The 17,992-nt window shown below is 62.0% G+C and carries 19 protein-coding genes; 11 read left to right on the top strand and 8 right to left on the bottom strand.

The features are described 5' to 3' along the window. Positions 1 to 96: 96 nt before the first annotated feature. Both VWN43_RS00685 and VWN43_RS00680 read right to left on the bottom strand, forming a co-directional pair. Positions 97 to 975: a LysR family transcriptional regulator gene (locus VWN43_RS00685; RefSeq protein ID WP_320179868.1), complete on the bottom strand. Its 879-nt coding sequence runs from the start codon at positions 973 to 975 to the stop codon at positions 97 to 99. 48 nt (positions 976 to 1,023) lie between these two features. Continuing rightward, positions 1,024 to 1,173, bottom strand: coding sequence for a hypothetical protein (locus VWN43_RS00680; RefSeq protein WP_330767192.1), 150 nt, complete (start codon positions 1,171 to 1,173; stop codon positions 1,024 to 1,026). 12 nt (positions 1,174 to 1,185) lie between these two features. Here VWN43_RS00680 and VWN43_RS00675 point away from each other — a divergent pair, with 12 nt between their 5' ends. From VWN43_RS00675 to VWN43_RS00640, 8 genes are all read left to right on the top strand, one after another. Further along, entirely contained in the window at positions 1,186 to 1,881 is a 696-nt protein-coding gene (locus VWN43_RS00675; RefSeq protein WP_320179867.1) for a type 1 glutamine amidotransferase domain-containing protein, read from the top strand. 2 nt (positions 1,882 to 1,883) lie between these two features. Next, complete coding sequence (locus tag VWN43_RS00670) at positions 1,884 to 2,339, top strand: VOC family protein (RefSeq protein ID WP_320179866.1); 456 nt, start codon at positions 1,884 to 1,886, stop codon at positions 2,337 to 2,339. Next, the gene (locus VWN43_RS00665) at positions 2,333 to 3,445 is read left to right on the top strand and encodes an NADH:flavin oxidoreductase/NADH oxidase (RefSeq protein WP_320179865.1); all 1,113 of its coding nucleotides are present in this window, start codon (positions 2,333 to 2,335) and stop codon (positions 3,443 to 3,445) included. The genes VWN43_RS00670 and VWN43_RS00665 overlap by 7 nt, the downstream gene beginning before the upstream one ends. After that, positions 3,442 to 4,593 (top strand): L-dopachrome tautomerase-related protein, encoded by a 1,152-nt coding sequence (locus tag VWN43_RS00660; protein WP_320179864.1) that lies wholly within the window; start codon positions 3,442 to 3,444, stop codon positions 4,591 to 4,593. Before VWN43_RS00665 ends, VWN43_RS00660 begins: the two co-directional genes overlap by 4 nt. Before the next feature lie 76 nt (positions 4,594 to 4,669). Then, positions 4,670 to 5,410 (top strand): SDR family oxidoreductase, encoded by a 741-nt coding sequence (locus VWN43_RS00655; RefSeq protein WP_094063843.1) that lies wholly within the window; start codon positions 4,670 to 4,672, stop codon positions 5,408 to 5,410. A 111-nt stretch (positions 5,411 to 5,521) separates the two neighbouring features. After that, positions 5,522 to 5,815 carry a putative quinol monooxygenase gene (locus VWN43_RS00650; protein ID WP_094063842.1) on the top strand — a complete coding sequence of 98 codons (294 nt, stop codon included), beginning with the start codon at positions 5,522 to 5,524 and terminating at the stop codon, positions 5,813 to 5,815. A gap of 459 nt (positions 5,816 to 6,274) precedes the next feature. After that, a complete protein-coding gene (locus VWN43_RS00645; RefSeq protein WP_094063841.1) occupies positions 6,275 to 7,414 on the top strand; it encodes a glutathione-independent formaldehyde dehydrogenase in 1,140 nt (379 codons plus the stop codon). Between the two features lie 31 nt (positions 7,415 to 7,445). Next, positions 7,446 to 7,991, top strand: a complete 546-nt coding sequence (locus VWN43_RS00640; RefSeq protein ID WP_320179863.1) for a type 1 glutamine amidotransferase domain-containing protein — start codon at positions 7,446 to 7,448, stop codon at positions 7,989 to 7,991. Between the two features lie 256 nt (positions 7,992 to 8,247). Here the strand turns inward: VWN43_RS00640 and VWN43_RS00635 are convergent, their stop codons facing one another. The 4 genes from VWN43_RS00635 to VWN43_RS00620 all read right to left on the bottom strand — a co-directional run bounded on the left by VWN43_RS00635 (position 8,248) and on the right by VWN43_RS00620 (position 13,886). Continuing rightward, positions 8,248 to 10,839, bottom strand: coding sequence for an excinuclease ABC subunit UvrA (locus tag VWN43_RS00635; protein WP_094064170.1), 2,592 nt, complete (start codon positions 10,837 to 10,839; stop codon positions 8,248 to 8,250). A 247-nt stretch (positions 10,840 to 11,086) separates the two neighbouring features. Next, positions 11,087 to 12,196 (bottom strand): S-(hydroxymethyl)glutathione dehydrogenase/class III alcohol dehydrogenase, encoded by a 1,110-nt coding sequence (locus VWN43_RS00630; protein ID WP_094063839.1) that lies wholly within the window; start codon positions 12,194 to 12,196, stop codon positions 11,087 to 11,089. Between the two features lie 214 nt (positions 12,197 to 12,410). Then, positions 12,411 to 12,701 carry a metal/formaldehyde-sensitive transcriptional repressor gene (locus VWN43_RS00625; protein ID WP_094063838.1) on the bottom strand — a complete coding sequence of 97 codons (291 nt, stop codon included), beginning with the start codon at positions 12,699 to 12,701 and terminating at the stop codon, positions 12,411 to 12,413. 195 nt (positions 12,702 to 12,896) lie between these two features. Then, on the bottom strand, positions 12,897 to 13,886 hold the full coding sequence (locus VWN43_RS00620) for a zinc-dependent alcohol dehydrogenase family protein (RefSeq protein ID WP_320179862.1): 990 nt from the start codon (positions 13,884 to 13,886) through the stop codon (positions 12,897 to 12,899). Positions 13,887 to 14,024: 138 nt separating this feature from the next. On the opposite strand from VWN43_RS00620, the gene VWN43_RS00615 reads away from it, so the two are divergent. The 3 genes from VWN43_RS00615 (at position 14,025) to VWN43_RS00605 (ending at position 17,152) form a co-directional block, all read left to right on the top strand. After that, the gene (locus VWN43_RS00615) at positions 14,025 to 14,603 is read left to right on the top strand and encodes a TetR/AcrR family transcriptional regulator (RefSeq protein ID WP_320179861.1); all 579 of its coding nucleotides are present in this window, start codon (positions 14,025 to 14,027) and stop codon (positions 14,601 to 14,603) included. Positions 14,604 to 14,678: 75 nt separating this feature from the next. After that, entirely contained in the window at positions 14,679 to 15,509 is an 831-nt protein-coding gene (locus VWN43_RS00610) for an aldo/keto reductase (RefSeq protein WP_320179860.1), read from the top strand. Positions 15,510 to 16,276: 767 nt separating this feature from the next. Beyond that, on the top strand, positions 16,277 to 17,152 hold the full coding sequence (locus VWN43_RS00605; RefSeq protein ID WP_233548517.1) for a lytic transglycosylase domain-containing protein: 876 nt from the start codon (positions 16,277 to 16,279) through the stop codon (positions 17,150 to 17,152). On the opposite strand, the gene VWN43_RS00600 is transcribed toward VWN43_RS00605, so the two are convergent. Together VWN43_RS00600 and VWN43_RS00595 are read right to left on the bottom strand one after the other, a co-directional pair. Next, the gene (locus VWN43_RS00600; protein WP_199698844.1) at positions 17,132 to 17,407 is read right to left on the bottom strand and encodes a hypothetical protein; all 276 of its coding nucleotides are present in this window, start codon (positions 17,405 to 17,407) and stop codon (positions 17,132 to 17,134) included. The two genes, VWN43_RS00605 and VWN43_RS00600, sit on opposite strands and share 21 nt — an antisense overlap. Before the next feature lie 48 nt (positions 17,408 to 17,455). Continuing rightward, a complete protein-coding gene (locus VWN43_RS00595) occupies positions 17,456 to 17,947 on the bottom strand; it encodes a hypothetical protein (RefSeq protein WP_305960069.1) in 492 nt (163 codons plus the stop codon). Positions 17,948 to 17,992: the final 45 nt, after the last annotated feature.

Raw genomic sequence — 17,992 nt, 5'->3', positions numbered from 1 at the left:
TGTCGCCGACGATCCCGAAAGCCGCCATTAGTTCCGCCAGCGCTCAACTGGTTCAGACCCGAAATTGCGCTGACGGCCCAGCAGACGTGGCCACAATTACATTCGGAGTGCAGCAATCAGGGCGTCCCGAGCCATGGCCACGCGCGGGTGTCGCAGCGATGAGCGTGCCCACACAAGGTAGAATGCGTTGAGCGGCACCGTGATCGGCGCGGGTATCTCGATCAGCGTGCAGGCAGAGCGTTCGCTGCGGGTGAGATAGCCGGGCAGTACCGTCCAGCCGAGGCCCGCGCACAATCCGGATCGCAACACCCTCAGATCGGGCGCGGTCAAGGCGGGCTGGCGGGCCAGCTCGATCTGGTTTGCATGGAGCCAGGTTCGCAGCAGCGGCCGGTCGAGGTCGTAGGCGAGGTGGGCCGTCCGGTCGAGCCCGTCGGCAAGCGGCAATTCGGCAATCCGGCTCGCCACGGCGGGCGAGGCTATGGCGCGCAGGTGTTCCTCGCCCAGCGCATGGAAGGCCAACCGCGGATCTTCAGGTTGCGAGGCGGTGACAGCCAGATGCACCTTGTCTTCGAGGAGCATGGCATAAAGCGCCGCGCGCCCGCCGATATGCAGGCGCAGGTCCAGCCCTGCTTCCAGCAGCGGAGCCAGTCGAGGCGTGATCATTTCGCCCAGCAGGTCCGACGGCGCGGCGATGTGGACCGTGCCCGAGATGCGCGACGATCGGGCCCGCGCGCTGGCCAGTGCCGATTCCGCCGTGTCGAGGCTGCTTCCGATCGAAGCAGCGAGATCGTCGGCAATCGCTGTCGGTCGAACACCCCGCGAATGGCGATCAAACAAGGGACGGCCCAGTTGCGCCTCGAGCGAAGCGATGTGCTGCGACGCAGCCGGTTGGGTGATGCCGATTGCCCGGGCCGCCTCGCTCAGTGAACGACGGCGGTAGACTTCGACGAAGGTGCGCAACTGCAGGAGGGACATTGCGGTTCCATAAGCGGATTTATGGCCGTCCGCCATTCCCGCTGGATTTCATGATGCCGTTCCCTGCGTATCTAAGCCGCCTAAAGGAATGATCGAATGCATAATCGCCGCCAACTGCTGAAAGCTATCACCGCTGTCTTTGTGGCGGGTGCGGCTGCGCCGGGTGCGTTTGCTCGTGTCCCCGACATCAATGGACAAGGACAATTGACGATGACCCGCATTCTCATGGTGGCCACCTCCGCCGACCGCATGACTCCCGGCACCGAACCGACGGGTGTCTGGCTCGAGGAACTTACCACCCCGTATTATGCCTTCCGCGATGCGGGCGCCGAGGTGACGCTGGCCTCGATCGAGGGCGGCGCCATCCCCGTTGACCAGCGCAGCGTCAACGCCGACGGCGAGAACGACGCTTCGGTCGAACGCTATCTGAAGGACGAGGCCCTGAAGGCCGAGGTTGCCGGCACCCCTGTATTCACAAGCATCGATCCCGCCGGCTACGACGCGCTGTTCCTGCCCGGCGGCCACGGCACCATGTTCGATTACCCCGGCAGCGACGAACTGGCGCGCCTGGTCGAACGCTTCGACCGCGAAGGCAAGATCGTCGCCGCCGTCTGCCATGGACCGGCGGGGCTGGTCTCGGCGAAGAAGGCCGATGGCACGCCTTTCGTCGCCGACCGCCGTGTCGCGGGCTTCACGGACAGCGAGGAACGCGCGGTCGGTTTCGATCAGGCGGTGCCGTTCCTGCTCGAAACGCGTCTCAAGGAACTCGGCGGCAAGCATGAGGGCGGCCCCGATTTTGCCCCCTTCGCCCTGCGCGACGGCAATCTGGTGACCGGCCAGAACCCCGCCAGCGCTACCTGCACCGCGGAGCTCGTGGTGGAAGCCCTCAAGAACAAGGTCGCCTGATCATGCGCTATCTCCACACCATGATACGCGTCGCCGATCCCGAGGCCGCGATCCGTTTCTTCACGCTGCCGGATCTCAAGGAGACCCGGCGCATGGAGAACCAGGCCGGGCGTTATACGCTGATCTACCTTGCCGCCGACGAGGATTTCCGCGGCGACGGCGAGCAAGGCGATGCCAAGGTCGAGTTGACGTACAACTGGCCGCCCGAGGATGGCAGCGCTGCCGAGAAATACATGGGCGGCCGAAACTTCGGCCATCTCGCCTACGGGGTCGACGACATCTACGAAACGTGCGCGCGGCTGCAGGCGGGCGGCGTGACGATCAATCGCCCCCCGCGTGACGGCTACATGGCGTTCGTCCGCTCGCCGGACGGGATCTCGATCGAACTGCTGCAGAAGGGCGAACACAAGCCTCCGGCCGAACCCTGGGCCTCCATGCCCAACACGGGCGAATGGTGATGGCGAAATTGTTCGAACCGATCGAGGTTGGCGGGCTGCGGCTCGCCAACCGCATCGTCATCGCGCCGATGTGCCAGTATTCGGCAGTCGACGGCGCGATGACCGACTGGCACCAGATGCATCTCGGCCAGTTGGCGCTCTCGGGCGCGGGCGCGCTGACGATAGAGGCGACCGCGGTCAGCCCGGAAGGGCGCATCACCTACGGTGACGTCGGCCTGTACGATGACCGTACCGAAGCGGCGATGCGAAGCGTGCTCGAAAGTGTGCGCCGTTGGTCGGACATGCCGCTGATCATCCAGCTGGCCCATGCCGGCCGCAAGGCGAGCTGCGCCAAGCCGTGGCACGGCGGAACGCAGATCGCCCCCGATGCGGAGAATGGCTGGCAGACCGTGGCACCCAGCGCCATTGCCTTCGCTCCGGACGAAAATCCCCCTGTCGAACTGGACGAGTCAAGGCTTGCCCGCATCCGGGAGGCGTTCGCGGATGCCGCCCGGCGCGCCGGCAGGCTGGGCATCGAAGCCATCCAGATCCACGCCGCGCATGGCTATCTGCTCCACGAGTTTCTTTCGCCGATCTCCAACCGGCGCGGCGACGACTACGGCGGCAGCCTCGACAACCGGATGCGGTTCCCGCTCGAAGTGTTCGATGCCGTGCGCGAAGCGTTTCCGGCCGACCGCCCGGTGACCGTTCGCGTTTCCGGGACCGACTGGGTCGAAGGCGGCTGGACAGCGGAGGAAACCGCATTGTTTGCACAGGAGCTGGAGCGGCGCGGTTGCGCGGCGATCCACGTTTCCAGCGGGGGGCTCGACCCGCGCCAGCAGGTCCCTGTCGGTCCCGGCTATCAGGTGCCGCTGGCGCGGACGGTCAAGGACGCGGTCGCCATGCCTGTCGTGGCGGTCGGCATGATCACCGATCCGCACCAGGCGGAGCGCATCCTCGAAGACGGGCATGCCGACGCCATAGCGATAGCCCGCGCTGCGCTGTGGGATCCGCGCTGGCCCTGGCACGCCGCCACCACGCTTGGCGCATCGGTAAAGGCGCCCCCGCAATATCTCCGGTCCGAGCCCCACGAAGCGGGCCGCATTCTTAAGGAAATGATCCTATGAAAATCTCCGTCAAACTGCTTCTTGCCGCTGGCGCTGCCCTCTCGCTTGCCGCCTGCTCGACGACCCGCGAGGGTGTATCCACGCCCCAGATCGAACAGGTCGCGACCTTCAACGGCGCGATGCCGACTGGCGTAACCGTCGCCCCCAACGGGCGCATCTTCGTCAACTTCCCGCAATGGGGCGACAACGCGCCGTTCACGGTTGCCGAGCTGGTCGACGGCAAGGCGGTGCCGTATCCCGACGCCGCGACCAACCGGCCCGATCCGGCCGACCCGGCGGGGCATTTCATCTCGGTGCAGAGCGTGGTGGCCGACGGCGCCAATCGCCTGTGGGTGCTCGACACGGCGGCGCCCAAATTCTCTCAACCACAGGCCGGCGGTGCAAAGCTGGTGGCAATCGACCTCGCGACCGACCGGGTGGTGAAGACGATCGTCCTGCCGCCCAGCGTGGTGCTGCCCACGACCTACCTCAACGACGTGCGCTTCGATCTGCGTCAGGGCGCCGAGGGCGTCGCCTACATCACCGACAGCAGCAACGAGGGGATCGGCGGCATCATCGTTGTCGATATCGCCAGCGGGCGTGCGATCCGCCGCCTTTCGGGCCATGCGACGACCAATCCGGAGCCCGGGTTCACCCCGGTTGTCGACGGCGCGGTGCTGATGAACCGCCCGGCCGACGGACCCGCGACGCCGGTAACAATTGCAAGCGACGCAATCGGGCTTAGCGCCGACGGCAGCTTGCTATACTACGGGCCACTATCCGGCCGCACGCTGTACGCGGTCCCCACGGCCATGCTGCGCGATCCTGCGGTGACCGAGGAGGAACTGGCCCGCGCGGTACGCAGCCTGGGGCGCAAAGGCGCTTCGGACGGGATTGCCGAAGACGACCGGGGCCGCGTGTTCGCCGGCGATTACGAGAACAACGCGATCCGCGTGCTCGACCAGGGCCGCTGGACGACGGTGGTCAGCGACCCCCGCATCAGCTGGCCCGACACGCTGTCGATCGGCACCGATGGCTATCTCTACTTCACTGCCAACCAGCTCCACCGCCAACCCGGCTTCCACGGCGGGCGGGACTTGCGCCGCAAGCCCTACGAGCTGCTCCGCATCAAGGTGGGCAGCGCTCCCGTCCTGTTGCGCTCGCGGTGACCCCATCAGGCCGGGCAGGCCCGCGCGGGGCCGCGATCCGGCGAAAAATCAACAACTGACTTGAAGGAATACAGACATGACAAAGGGTATCGAAGGCAAGGTCGTTCTCATTACCGGCGGCAGCAGCGGCATCGGCGCGGAAACAGCGCGTCTTCTCGCGGCACGCGGCGCGAAGGTGGCCATCGCCGCGCGGCGCAAGGACAGGCTCGACGAGGTCGTCGCGGACATCGCCGCAAACGGTGGCACGGCACGTAGCTACGCGCTGGACGTGACCGACAAATCGGCGGTCCAGTCCGTCGTCGCCGCAATCATCGCTGACTTCGGCCGCCTCGACGTGCTGATCAACAATGCCGGGCTGATGCCGATCCGTCCGATGGCCGAGGTCAACACCGACGAGTGGGACCAGATGATCGACGTCAATCTGAAGGGTACGCTCTACGGCATCGCGGCGGCCCTTCCCGGTTTTCTCGAGCAGGGCAGCGGCCACATCATCAACTTGAGCTCGGTTGCGGGCATCAAGGTCTTCGCACCGGGCGGCACGGTCTACTCTGGCACAAAGTTTGCCGTCAGCGCGATCAGCGAGGGCTTGCGCCACGAGGTGGGGGAAAAGGTCCGGGTCACGTCAATCGAGCCTGGAGCTGTCGAAAGCGATTTGAAGTTCACGACATCCGGCACGGCTGCCGAGACGGTGCTGGACTTCTACAAGCAGGCCATCCCGACGGCATCGGTGGCGCGTGCTATTGCGTTCGCTGTCGAACAACCTGATGACGTCGACATCAACGCGATCGTCATCCGGCCGACCGCACAGGAGTTCTGATTTCGACGAGGAGGCGGGGCCGGGTGTGCTCCGCCTCTTAGGGAACGTGCCGGCCCGCTCGTCCGTTAGTTTGCCGAACAATATCTGTCCGTTTCACTTGAGGAGTCACTTATGCCCAAACTTGCCCTGTATGTACCGCTGAAGGCCAAGCCCGGAAAAGAGCGCGATGTCGCCGATTTCCTGACCTCGGCATTGCCGCTCGTTCAAGCTGAGCCGGGCACTCAGACCTGGTACGCGATCGAGGAAGGTCCCGGTGCGTACGCGATCTTCGATACGTTCGAGACAGAGGAGGATCGCCAAGCCCATCTCGACGGCAAGGTTGCCGCCGCACTGATGGGCAAGGCAGACGAACTGTTTTCCGAACCGCCGCAGATTCACAAGTTCACCCTGCTGGCCGCGAAATAGCGGAGCGTTTGGCACCCTAAGCTGCCGTTTGGCTGCATGGTAAGGCTAGTGTTTTCATCCGGAATGGATGGGCCGGCCGAATCGAAAAATGAATAAATTGATACGACGGGCCATCCGCGATAGTGGATGGCTTTGTCTTCTACGCTTATCATACCTCTGAATTTACTGACAACGCGCCGTTGATGTGTCGCGACGTAATGGCACCATTGGTTCCTGGGAGTTTTTTGAGTACATCAATTTGGCGCGATATTCGGCCGTTCTGGCCCCATCATTCAGAAAACAGCCGTGAATCGATCCAAGGATGGCCCTCCGGGAAGGAACCTCTCAGGTAGGAGAAGGTTCAGGAAACTGAGATCACAGGGAATGGGTGCGATGTCCTCCGCCGTTGCGATGGACCGGCTCATCACCAAGCTCTCGATTTGATGACGCATTGAGAAGAGCTACGAAAGGAAAAGATCTGTGAAAGCTGTCGTGTACAACGGACCCAAAGATGTTTCTGTCAATACCATCGATGATCCCAAGATCGAAAAGCAGACCGATGTTATCATCCGGCTGACCTCGACCAACATCTGCGGATCGGACCTTCACATGTATGAGGGCCGTACCAGCTTTGAAAAGGGCAGGGTCTTCGGTCACGAAAACCTTGGCGAGGTCGTCGAAGTCGGCGCTGCCGTGGATCGTATCAAGAAGGGTGATCGCGTGTGCTTGCCGTTCAACGTCGGTTGCGGTTTCTGCGAAAATTGCGAACGCGGTTTGACGGGTTTTTGCCTCACGACGAACCCTGGAACCGCCGGCGCGGCGTATGGCTTTGCCGAGATGGGTCCATGGCAAGGTGGTCAGGCCGAGTTGATGCGCGTTCCTTATGCGGACTTCAATTGTCTGAAGCTGCCTGAGGACGCTGAGGAGAAGGAGGATGACTATGTCATGCTCTCCGATATCTTCCCGACGGGTTGGCATGGTGTCGAACTGTCAGGTTTCCTCCCTGGCGAAAGCATCGCGATTTACGGCGCCGGTCCGGTCGGTTTGATGGCCGCGCACTCAGCCGAAATCCGCGGTGCTTCTCAGATTTTCGTGGTCGATACTCACGATGACCGCCTGAAACTGGCCGAGGCGATGGGCGCTATTCCGATCGACATGCGCAAGGGCGATCCTGCCCAGCAGATTCTTGACGCGACCGGCGGCCTCGGGACCGACCGGGGGGTCGAGGCGGTCGGGTATCAGTGTTGCGATCTCCACGGCAAGGAGCGCAGCAATTACACGATGAACTGCCTCGTCAAAAGCACGAAGGCCACCGGCGGAATCGGCGTGGTCGGCGTGTTCGTTCCGGAAGACCCGAACGCGCCCGACGATCTCCAGAAGGAAGGCAAGATGGCATTCGACTTCGGCAACTTCTGGTTCAAGGGCCAGAAGATCGGCACCGGCCAGTGCAACGTAAAGCACTACAACCGGCGACTGATGAAACTTATCGAGCAAGACCGGGCCAATCCTGCCCAAATCATCTCGCACCGACTGCCGCTTGATCAGGCACCAGAAGCCTTCAAGCATTTCGACGAACGCGATGATGGTTGGACGAAGGTCGTGCTCAAGCCGGGCATGTGACCTTAGTCTTCGACGGAATAGGAAATATATTATGACTTCAGAAGGCAAATCAGTTGCGATTCTGATCGCACCCCGCGGGACGGAAGAACCAGAATTCTCGAAGCCCAAGCAAGCTGTCGAGGACGCTGGTGGCAAAGTGACCGTGGTCAGTTTTGAATCGGGCAAGGCGCGCACAGTCAATGGCGATCTCGACGAGGGCGGCAGCTATACTATCGACAAGACGTTTTCCGAGGTCAAAGCCGACGATTTCGACGGACTTGTTGTGCCCGGAGGAACTGTCGGTGCCGACAAGCTGCGCGGCAGCGACGAGGCAATCGATTTCATCCGGGCTTTCTTCGATCAGAAAAAACCTGTCGCGGCCATATGCCATGCACCCTGGACTTTGATCGAGGCGGACGTGCTCAAGGGTCGCACCTTGACGTCCTACCCGACGCTGAAGGTCGATATCGAGAACGCCGGCGGTACATGGACCGATGAGGAGGTCGTGGTCGACAACGGCCTTGTTACCAGCCGCGATCCCGATGATTTGCCCGCCTTCTGTGCCAAACTCGTCGAGGAAATCGCAGCAGGGAATTAAGACGGGGCGTTTCTACGAACCATGTGAGGGCGATCTCCATGGATAAGGTCCTCACAGAGCAAGCGTGGCGGATGGCCAGCGATTGGCCGTCCGCCATGCCGCGTATCACACGAACGCGGCGAACCTGACGGACACTCAAACCCTGAGCCGCGTCAACCGCGATGACATATCGCCGGCTCCCTCTTCCAGATTCGACCCATTTCAACGTGCGGTTGAGATGCACCTGATCGAACGTGCGTTCGGCCAGATTTACGACCTACATCGCCGCCTTGAGATAGCGGCCGGTCAGACTGCCTTCCGCTTCCGCAACGACGCCAGGGACGCCGCTGGCAACGATACGGCCCCCGTCTTCCCCGGCCCCCGGTCCCAGGTCGATGATCCAGTCCACCTGCGCGATGGCGCGCATGTCATGTTCAACGACTACGACGGTATTGCCGGCGTTTACGAGGCCCTGCAGGTGTTGCATCAGCCGGTCGCCATCGGAGGGGTGAAGCCCCGAAGTTGGCTCGTCGAGGATGTAGATCGTGTTGCCGCGTTGAGCGCGTTGCAGTTCAGTCGCCAGCTTGATGCGCTGCGCCTCCCCGCCAGACAGTTCGGTCGCGGGCTGACCGAGCCTCAGATAGCCAAGACCGATCTCCCGCAACACGTCGAGGGAGCGCATCACAGATGGCTCGCCAGCGAAGAAATCGCACGCATCGTCGACCGTCAGTTCGAGCACCTGGGCGATATTGCGCCCGTTCCACTCGACTTCGAGCGTTTGCGGGTTGTAGCGAGAGCCATGACAGGTCGAGCACGGGGCAAAAACGCTCGGCAGGAACAGCAGCTCCACCATGACGTATCCCTCGCCCTCGCACACAGGGCAGCGGCCTTGCGGGACGTTGAACGAGAACCTTCCCGGGCTGTAGTGCCGCCGGCGGGCGAGCGGCGTATCAGCGAAGATCCGTCGCACATGGTCGAACATGCCGCTGTAGGTGGCTAGGTTCGAGCGCGGCGTGCGGCCGATTGGTTTCTGATCGACCTGCACCAGCCTGCGAACATGCTCCATGCCTGCGACAATGCGCCCTTCAGTGTCGTTCTGCGCAACATCGAGCAGCGGATCGATATCCTCCTCCTCGGCCACGGGGGAGCCGCCGAGGTGTTCCGTGACGAGTTCGGGCAGCGCCTGACTGACAAGACTGGATTTGCCCGATCCCGAAACGCCGGTGACAGCGGTCAAGCAGCCGATGGGAAACTCGACGTCGAGCCCATGGAGATTGTTCCGCCTGATCCCTTCCAGGCGTAGCCATGCCTTGGGGTCGCGCGGTGTGCGCTCACTGCGCAGCGGCTCTGCGAACAGGTAGCGGCGGGTGATCGAAGTCTCGACGTCGGCAAGCCCTTCTATCGGCCCGCTGTAGAGGACTTCACCACCCTTTTCCCCGGCTCCCGGCCCGACATCGACGAGCCATTCCGCGCGGCGGATCACGTCGAGATCATGTTCGACGACGAACAGGGAGTTGCCCGCCGCCTTGAGACGCTCGAGAATGGTGAGCAAGGCTTCGCCATCTGCCGGGTGCAACCCTGCCGAAGGCTCGTCAAGCACATAGACCACGCCGAAAAGCTGTGACGACAATTGCGTGGCAAGCCGCAAGCGCTGCAGCTCTCCGGAGGAGAGCGTCGGCGTGCTGCGGTCGAGCGAAATGTAGCCAAGGCCAAGATCGATCAGTGGGTCCAGCCGCTCGATCAATTCGCAGGCGAGACGCTGTGCGGCGACCCGCTTTTCATCGGAAAGATTGGGCGTGCGGCGCACGTCGGGCGCAGCCTTGTGCGCCGAACCACCTGCCGCGACTCGCCGTTCGACCGCCGCATCGCGGGCCGCCTTGCCGAGGACATGGCCCTTCGGGACCGCCGCGGCGCCCCCGTATTCGCCATGCGCGACGGGCGTGAGCAAGTCCCGGAGTTTCAACACCGTCAGGTCGCCGAACTCGGCGATGTCGAGGCCCGCGAACTTCACGGACAGGGCTTCGCGCTTCAGGCGCTTGCCGTCGCAGGTCGGGCAATCGCGGCCGATGATATATTGCGAGACGCGCTTCTTCATCAGCGCGCTTTTCGTGTTGGCGAAGGTTTCCAGTACATAGCGGCGCGCGCCGGTGAAGGTGCCCTGGTAGCTCGGCTCCATGCCGCGCTTGAGGGCCGTCCGTGTCTGTTCGGGCGTCAGGCCCGCATAGACCGGCACCGTCGGCGACTCTTCAGTGAAGAGGATCCAGTCGCGATCCTTTTTCGGCAGGTCGCGCCACGGCTTATCGACGTCATAGCCGAGCGAAACGAGGATATCGCGCAGGTTCTGCCCATGCCAGGCGGTCGGCCAGGCGGCGATCGCCCGGTCGCGAATGGTGAGGCTGTCGTCAGGAACCATCGTTTCTTCGGTCGCGTCATAGACGCGCCCGATGCCGTGGCAGGTCGGGCAGGCGCCGGCGACCGTGTTGGGGGAGAAATCCTCCGCAAAGAGCATCGGCTGATGGCGCGGATATTCTCCGACGCGGGAATAGAGCATCCGCACTAGGCTGGAGAGCGTCGTCACGCTGCCGACCGAGGATCGCGCGTTGGCCGAGCCGCGTTGCTGCTGCAACGCGACCGCAGGCGGCAAACCGTCGATCGCGTCGACCTCCGGCACGCCGGCCTGGTCGATCAGCCGACGGGCATAGGGTGCAACCGATTCCAGATAACGCCGCTGGGCTTCGGCATAGAGGGTGCCGAACGCGAGCGATGACTTGCCCGACCCCGATATACCGGTGAACACCACGAAGGCGTCGCGCGGTACATCGACGTCTATATTCTTGAGATTATTCTGGCGCGCTCCGCGAACCTGCACGCAATCGGGCGGCCCCGCATGCCCAGCAACGGTGGCCGGCGTCGTCGCCTTAGTATCCTTGTTCTTCAATTCAGTCTTCCTGCGCTATACGCCCGTGCGGCCCGTGGTTCATCACAGTCGGGTAACAGATGAATGCATTTCGACGCGTGGCCCATTTGCCGGAGCGCGCTTCATCATGGCCGGGGTCGGGCCATGATGACGGTCGAGTTGTCGATCAGAGCGCCTCGCGCCGCTTCGGATCGGCAGGTCAGTAGTGAATGACCGAGCGGATCGACTTGCCTTCGTGCATCAGTTCGAAGGCCTCGTTGATCTCCTCCAAACCCATCGTGTGGGTTACGAACGGGGCCAGATCGATATCGCCTTTCATCGCGTCCTCGACCATGCCGGGGAGCTCTGTGCGTCCCTTGACGCCACCGAAAGCGGACCCCTTCCATACGCGGCCCGTGACGAGCTGGAATGGGCGGGTGGAGATTTCCTCGCCCGCGCCGGCAACGCCAATCACAATCGACTGACCCCAGCCACGGTGCGCTGATTCAAGCGCGGCGCGCATGACGTGGACGTTGCCGATGCACTCGAAGGTATGATCGATGCCCCAGCCCGTCATCTCGATCAGCACTTGCTGGATGGGCTTGTCATGGTCGTTGGGGTTGATGCACTCGGTCGCACCGAACTGGCGCGCCAGCTCGAACTTGGAGGGATTGGTATCGATGGCGATGATGCGACCCGCCTTCGCCTGGCGCGCACCCTGAATGGCCGCGAGGCCGATGCCGCCGAGGCCGAACACGGCGACCGAGTCTCCGGGCTGGACCTTGGCGGTATTGTGGACTGCGCCGATTCCGGTTGTGACGCCGCAGCCGAGCAGACAGACGTGTTCGGGGTTCGCCTCGGGATTGATCTTGGCGAGCGAGACTTCGGCGACGACAGTATATTCACTGAAGGTCGAACAGCCCATGTAATGGTAGAGGGGCTGACCATTGTACGAAAAGCGGGTGGTCCCATCGGGCATCAAGCCCTTGCCCTGCGTTTCGCGGACAGCGACGCACAGGTTGGTCTTGCCCGACAGGCAGAAGTCGCACTTGCCGCACTCGGCGGTGTAGAGCGGAATCACGTGATCGCCCGGCACGACGCTGGTGACGCCTTCACCGACCTCGACAACGATGCCCGCGCCCTCGTGGCCCAGAACCACCGGGAAAACACCCTCCGGATCGCTCCCCTCCAGCGTGTACGCGTCGGTGTGGCACACACCGGTGTGCGTCACCCGGATGAGGACTTCGCCTTTCCGGGGTGGGGCGACATCGATCTCGACGATTTCGAGTGGCTTGCCCGCCTCGAAGGCTACAGCGGCGCGAGATTTCATGTTGGGATACCCTCGTTGAGTTAAACTGATTGCTGGTGCGAGGCCGTTGCGTCAGCGCAAATTTGACGACATTCTCATACTGGCAGGGAGTATCTTGTCATACTCCCTGCCAGTATGCAAGAGGTGTCCTGACGAGGATCTCAAACTAGAGACCGCAGCAGGGGCTGGCTTCCAGGTGCGGGAGAACACGGGCAGGAAAATGAGCCTGAAATTGTCATTTAAGATAAGTCCGCAAAATCTTCATGACGCCCTCCACGCCGTCATCGAGATCGCCACCTGCGCCTCCGACGGCCCGATCTGCGCCCGCGCCGAATGTTTCCCTGAGATGACTCTCCATCACTTCTGCCATCAGTCCATTTGTCGCACCACGCATGGCGACGATTTGCTGCAGCAGGGGAGCGCAATCGGCCCCCGCTTCGATCGCGCGTTCCAGAGCGTCCGCCTGACCCTTGATACGCCGCAAGCGTGTGATGGCGCGCTTCTTGTCTTCTGATGAATGTGGCATCGCGTCTCCCCGAGAAATCGCTCCAGCATACTATACAGGGGGGAGTTTCAATCCTGCACAGAGCCGGGCGTTTTTCTGATCGGGTGAGGTTCCATGCTCAAGCCTGCGCCACGAGCAGCTTTGGCATGGGCGCCGAGGGTCCGATCCTCTGTCGGGGAAGGGGGGAGCGATCGCTCACTCCCCCCGGTATGCCGGTCAGACCGTAACGACGACCTTGCCGATCTGTTCGTTCGATTCGAGGAAGCGGTGCGCGTCCTGGATGGCGTCGAGCGGGAAGGTGCGCGCGATCCGCGGCTTGAGCGCGCCCGATTCCAGACCCGCCACGATGAACGCCTTGGCGCGATCGAGGGCAGCGTCGTCCGAGACGATCTCGCTGTAGATATAACCCTTGAGCGTGAGGCTCTTGCCCAGCACTGAGAACAACGGGAACGGCGTCGGCTTGTCGCTGAGCGCGCCATATTGGAGCAGGATGCCGCCGCGCGCCATGCTCGCCGCCAGAAGTTCGAGCAACGGGCCGCCGACCGGATCGAGCACCACGCGCGCACCCTGACCATCGGTTATCTCCATAACCCTCGCTACCAGATCCTCTTCCTCGGTCGCGACGACATGATGTGCGCCGGCATCGATCAGGTCCTGGCGCTTGGCGCCGGTACGCGTCGTCGCGATCACCGTCGCGCCGACCATCCGCGCAATCTGGAAGGCAGCAAGGCCGACGCTGCTGGAGGCAGCAGTGACGATGACGAAATCGCCCTCGCCGAGTTTCGCCTGCTCCACCAGCGCACCCCAGGCGGTGACATACTGCATCCACACGGCCGCCGCTTCCTCGAACGACAGCGCCGCCGGATGCTTGACGACGACGCGGGCGGGCACGTTGGCGACCTCGCCATAAGTGCCCCAGCGCGCGATATCGAGCGGGGGGATGACACTGACGGCTTCGCCTTCCGCAATCCCGGTCACGTCCGCGCCGACCGTAACGACGGTGCCGGCAGCCTCATAGCCAAGGCGGCTCGGGAACTCGGCTTCCTGAAGGTAGGCATGGTTGCGGAACATCACCTCGGCGCGGTTTATGCCTATCGCCTTCACCGCGATCTGCACTTCGTCGGCCGCGGGCGCGGGGACTTCCACATCTTCAATCCTGAGGACGCTGGCGTCGCCATATTCGTGGATACGGACAATGCGGCTCATTGGAAACTCCTTGATTATTGAATGATCGTTCTGTAAGGGGGCGAACCACCAGTTTCAAGATATTATTTATCGATCGTTCCATATCGTGCACCAGAGATGACAGAGACGAAAGCCCGTCGCCGCGCAGGTCGCCCTCGTGTGTTCGACACTGACGCTGCGCTCGACAAGGCGGTGCGGCTGTTCTGGCAGCGCGGCTACGAGGCGACATCGATGGCCGATCTGGTGGCGGAGACTGGCGTCGCCGCCGCCAGTCTCTATGCGGCGTTTGGCAACAAGGCGGGGCTGTTTGCGGCGGTGATCGAGCGCTACGCCGCGACGTTCAGCGTCCACCTCTATGCACCCATTAACGATCCGGCGTTGTCCACCTACGAGGCCGTCAAAGGCCTGCTGGAACGAGCGGCGTCATCATTCTCGGAACCTGGAACGCCGGCCGGCTGCTTCATGTATTCGGCTGCGGCAGCCGTTTCGCCGGCGTCCGCGGCCATCGAATGCCTGCTGCGAGACAAGCGTCTCGCGGCGGAGGCCCTCCTGATCGAGCGTCTGCAACGCGGCGCCGCGCAGGGCGAGCTTGCGGCCAACGCCGATCCGGCCGTGCTAGGCAAATTCATCAATACGGTTATGGAAGGCATGTCCGTTCAGGCGCGCGATGGCGCTACGATCAACGAACTGCTCTCCATCGCTAAAATGGCACTTGATCGATGGCCGGCCGCGATATGATCGTTAAGAGGTGGTTATCTGCCAATCCGCCTCCCGCGACCGAACAGTCGAACTCATCTCATAGGAGGAAAGCACATGAAACACGTGACATTGCCCGGCGGGGAAGTGGTTCCTTCACTGGGTCAAGGCACCTGGAAGATGGGCGAACGTGCCGAGCGCCGATCCGATGAGATCGCCGCGCTACGCGCCGGTGTCGAACTGGGCATGACGCTCATCGATACCGCCGAAATGTATGGCGATGGTGCGGCGGAAACGCTGATATCCGAGGCGCTGGGCAGCGTTCGCGACCAGTTGTTCCTCGTCAGCAAGGCATATCCGCAGAACGCATCGCGCTCCCGCCTTACCGGTGCGTGCGAGGCGAGCCTGAAGCGGCTCGGCACCGACCGGCTGGACCTCTACCTTCTCCACTGGCGGGGATCGGTGCCGCTCGCTGAGACCGTGGAGGCAATGAAGGCGCTGAAATCGGCAGGGAAGATTCGGCATTGGGGGGTCAGCAACCTCGATACCGACGATATGGACGAGCTTGTCGCTGCCAGCGGGAATGGCTGCGTGACCGATCAGATCCTTTACAATCTGGTCCGGCGAGGGCCCGAATTGGATCTGCTGCCGTGGCTCGCCGAGCATAACATACCGGTTATGGCGTATAGTCCAGTCGAGCAGGGACGCCTCACAAGCCATCCCGCCCTCGACAAAGTAGCGGCCCAGGTTGGCGCAACCCCTGTGCAGGTCGCACTTTCGTGGACGTTGCGGCACGATGGTCTCATCGCCATCCCGAAAGCGAGTTCGATCGCACATGTGCGGGAGAACCGCGCAGCCGCAGATATCGTCCTCTCCGATGCCGACCTTGCGACACTCGACGCGGCATTTCCCCGGCCACGCGACCGCCGTCCACTCGAGATGCTTTAGCGTCAGATGACGATAGTATTGCTCGAAGGAACAGAGCGCAAACCGGATCGGCGGTAGGCGCTCAGCGGTGCGGTGATCGGACCAGTGTCGATACCGCTATCGAGCGGGTGCTGGGCGACTGACGGTTCGAAAACCAAGCCTATCGCGCCCCTGGCCCCAATCTGCTCTTAGCCTCCACGAATAACCATTTGACCGTTCTTACCGTCCATGGGGCGTATCCGAGCCGGCAGGGAATCCAGCCAAGGGCGTCTTTCTTGTCCATCGGGCGCTCTGGATCGAAGCTCGGGCGGCCTAGCCGTCAGCACGACACCGCGCTGCCTGAGTTTCCAAGCTGCCATCCCAGCGCGCGCCGCTGGCGGAAAGGTGAGCCGACTACCCGCTCAAGCTCAGTTCGACAGAGCGCCGGCCATGAACCGCACACTGCACTGCAGCGCCGGATTAGCGCGCTGCTACCTAGAGTTACCTAGCCCAAAAATGCTCTCAATAGCCCGATCTCGCAAGCTTAGTATCTGATTGACGTGTAAGGGAAATATGGTGGATGCACTAGGGCTTGAACCTAGGACCCGCTGATTAAGAGTCAGCTGCTTGACGGTAGCTTTAGCCGATTTCTCACCAAAAGAGGACGGTCAACAATCGGCCCAGTCTTTGCCTTTTCCATCTGACGCACCAGACATTCTCGAGAAAGAAAACCAGAGCTAGACATTGCGGTCTGGCAGAACCCCTCTATGATGAGATTGCGATAGGAAACCATGCCGAAAGGTATGGTCATGAAAAAACTTCTTTTTGCCGTTTTGGCCCTGTCCGGCCCAGCTTCCGCGCAACAGGTTCATATCGAAAGTTTTACGTCGTCTCGACAGCAAGCGTTCGAGATACTTGTCCCGACGGTTCGGTCCGAGGTGGCAACTTCAATTGGTCGGGAAAGGCCACATTCGCAAGGGCTTGAGCAAGACGGACGTAATGTCGAGTTTGGCGAGCCTTCTGCTGCCAGCCCATCGACCCCATTTGTTCCGGCTAAAGCTGCGCTGCACGTACCCAATTGGATGAGGGTGGGGCTTCCAACCTTCGATCCTAGCCCGGAAATACGAAGAGCCGGTCAAGCGACACCCGGGTGCGGCGAAGTCGATTATTTCCCGCTGCACGGCATCGGCAGCGAGGCGCAATATCGACGTCGGCTATATTTTCAGGAGATTGTTTCAGCAGCTTGTGCCGCCGGCGTTCCCGTCAGACTGTTCGATGCCCTGGTGGCCCAGGAAAGCCGCTACCGTCCGTATGCGCGAAGCCATGCCGGAGCGATGGGACTGACGCAATTGATGCCGGGCACGGCCGACGATCTGGGCGTTGTCGATCCGTGGGATCTGCAGCAAAACCTTGCGGGCGGTGCGCGCTATCTCCGTATGCAACTCGATCGGTTCGGCAAATGGGAATTGGCGTTGGCCGCATATAATGCGGGACCTGGGCGAGTGGAGCAGTATAACGGGATTCCACCCTTTCGCGAGACCCGCGCTTACGTGTCCACAATAATGCGCTCTGTCCAGCAAGGTAACACCGTGCACCGCGCAGCCTCAGCAATGCCCCCGGGCAACCCCTTTCGGAAGGTACGGCTGGCGAGGTTTGTCCGCCCATCAGAAATCCCAGAAGACTGAAAATCCGATCGACCAAGCGTAGTAGAGCGCAATGAGCAGAATCGCCGGTGCGCCTTTGAGATAATTGAGCTGCCAGCGGAACCAGATTTTCGGCAACAGCAAGAGCTTGTCGAACTTGGTGGTGATGGACGGCTTCCAGTTACCGCTACGCCAGTCGCAAGCGGTGACGATTGAAGCTAGTAGTGCGCAGAGGATGGCCATTATGCCGACCGCGATGTAGAGCGATGTCCAAGCTATCAGGGCAGACTCGTTCACCGAAGAACCCCTCCCGCAACTGATCTCTGATTTCGCTGGTCGAAATGCTCAGCCGTAGGCGAAATCGAAGTCGGCGCCATTGCGCCTTTCCTCCAGCTTGCGATGATACTTGGCAATGGCCGAGGAAGTGTTCTTCGCTATACCGTCGCAAAGTTCGCTCCGGATGGTTTCGAAATTACCTTCGCAGGCAGCCAGTTCCTCAGGAAGGTGCGTCGCCATGGCAACTGCCACCATGGCTGAGGTTTCGCAGCATGGGTCCTCGTAGGATGTTGCATCGGTAAAACACTGTACGGTGATTGCCGCACGGATAGGATCGATCTCCAAATGCGAGGTCACCGCATGGAATTCCGCAAGCGGCAATGTGCCCTGGGCAATGCGGTCAAAAAAGCGATTGCGATGGCTTTGACGAATGACACCTCGTTCTGCGAGTTTCCGCACGCTCAATCCGCGCTTCTCCATTTGTCGTCGGATGAGAACAGCGTATTCCCGCTGGAGCTGATCACAGCGTCCGACAACCACGGTGTTCGATCCCTCGCGCATGATCCCTCCCTAAACGCGACCTATGCAAATGCATACTGCGCAAAA

The organism is Qipengyuania sp. HL-TH1, from assembly GCF_036365825.1.
Lineage (GTDB): Bacteria > Pseudomonadota > Alphaproteobacteria > Sphingomonadales > Sphingomonadaceae > Qipengyuania > Qipengyuania profunda.
The sequence above is the reverse complement of the archived record's forward strand: the minus strand, read 5'-3'. Positions and strand labels throughout refer to the sequence as shown.

What these genes read in the sequence shown, in the direction of transcription:
- VWN43_RS00685 (WP_320179868.1), bottom strand. Translation starts at nt 975, where the DNA reads ATGTCCCTCCTGCAGTTGCGCACCTTCGTCGAAGTCTACCGCCGTCGT.
- VWN43_RS00675 (WP_320179867.1), top strand. Translation starts at nt 1,186, where the DNA reads ATGACCCGCATTCTCATGGTGGCCACCTCCGCCGACCGCATGACTCCC.
- VWN43_RS00670 (WP_320179866.1), top strand. Translation starts at nt 1,884, where the DNA reads ATGCGCTATCTCCACACCATGATACGCGTCGCCGATCCCGAGGCCGCG.
- VWN43_RS00665 (WP_320179865.1), top strand. Translation starts at nt 2,333, where the DNA reads ATGGTGATGGCGAAATTGTTCGAACCGATCGAGGTTGGCGGGCTGCGG.
- VWN43_RS00660 (WP_320179864.1), top strand. Translation starts at nt 3,442, where the DNA reads ATGAAAATCTCCGTCAAACTGCTTCTTGCCGCTGGCGCTGCCCTCTCG.
- VWN43_RS00655 (WP_094063843.1), top strand. Translation starts at nt 4,670, where the DNA reads ATGACAAAGGGTATCGAAGGCAAGGTCGTTCTCATTACCGGCGGCAGC.
- VWN43_RS00650 (WP_094063842.1), top strand. Translation starts at nt 5,522, where the DNA reads ATGCCCAAACTTGCCCTGTATGTACCGCTGAAGGCCAAGCCCGGAAAA.
- VWN43_RS00640 (WP_320179863.1), top strand. Translation starts at nt 7,446, where the DNA reads ATGACTTCAGAAGGCAAATCAGTTGCGATTCTGATCGCACCCCGCGGG.
- VWN43_RS00630 (WP_094063839.1), bottom strand. Translation starts at nt 12,196, where the DNA reads ATGAAATCTCGCGCCGCTGTAGCCTTCGAGGCGGGCAAGCCACTCGAA.
- VWN43_RS00625 (WP_094063838.1), bottom strand. Translation starts at nt 12,701, where the DNA reads ATGCCACATTCATCAGAAGACAAGAAGCGCGCCATCACACGCTTGCGG.
- VWN43_RS00620 (WP_320179862.1), bottom strand. Translation starts at nt 13,886, where the DNA reads ATGAGCCGCATTGTCCGTATCCACGAATATGGCGACGCCAGCGTCCTC.
- VWN43_RS00610 (WP_320179860.1), top strand. Translation starts at nt 14,679, where the DNA reads ATGAAACACGTGACATTGCCCGGCGGGGAAGTGGTTCCTTCACTGGGT.
- VWN43_RS00605 (WP_233548517.1), top strand. Translation starts at nt 16,277, where the DNA reads ATGAAAAAACTTCTTTTTGCCGTTTTGGCCCTGTCCGGCCCAGCTTCC.
- VWN43_RS00595 (WP_305960069.1), bottom strand. Translation starts at nt 17,947, where the DNA reads ATGCGCGAGGGATCGAACACCGTGGTTGTCGGACGCTGTGATCAGCTC.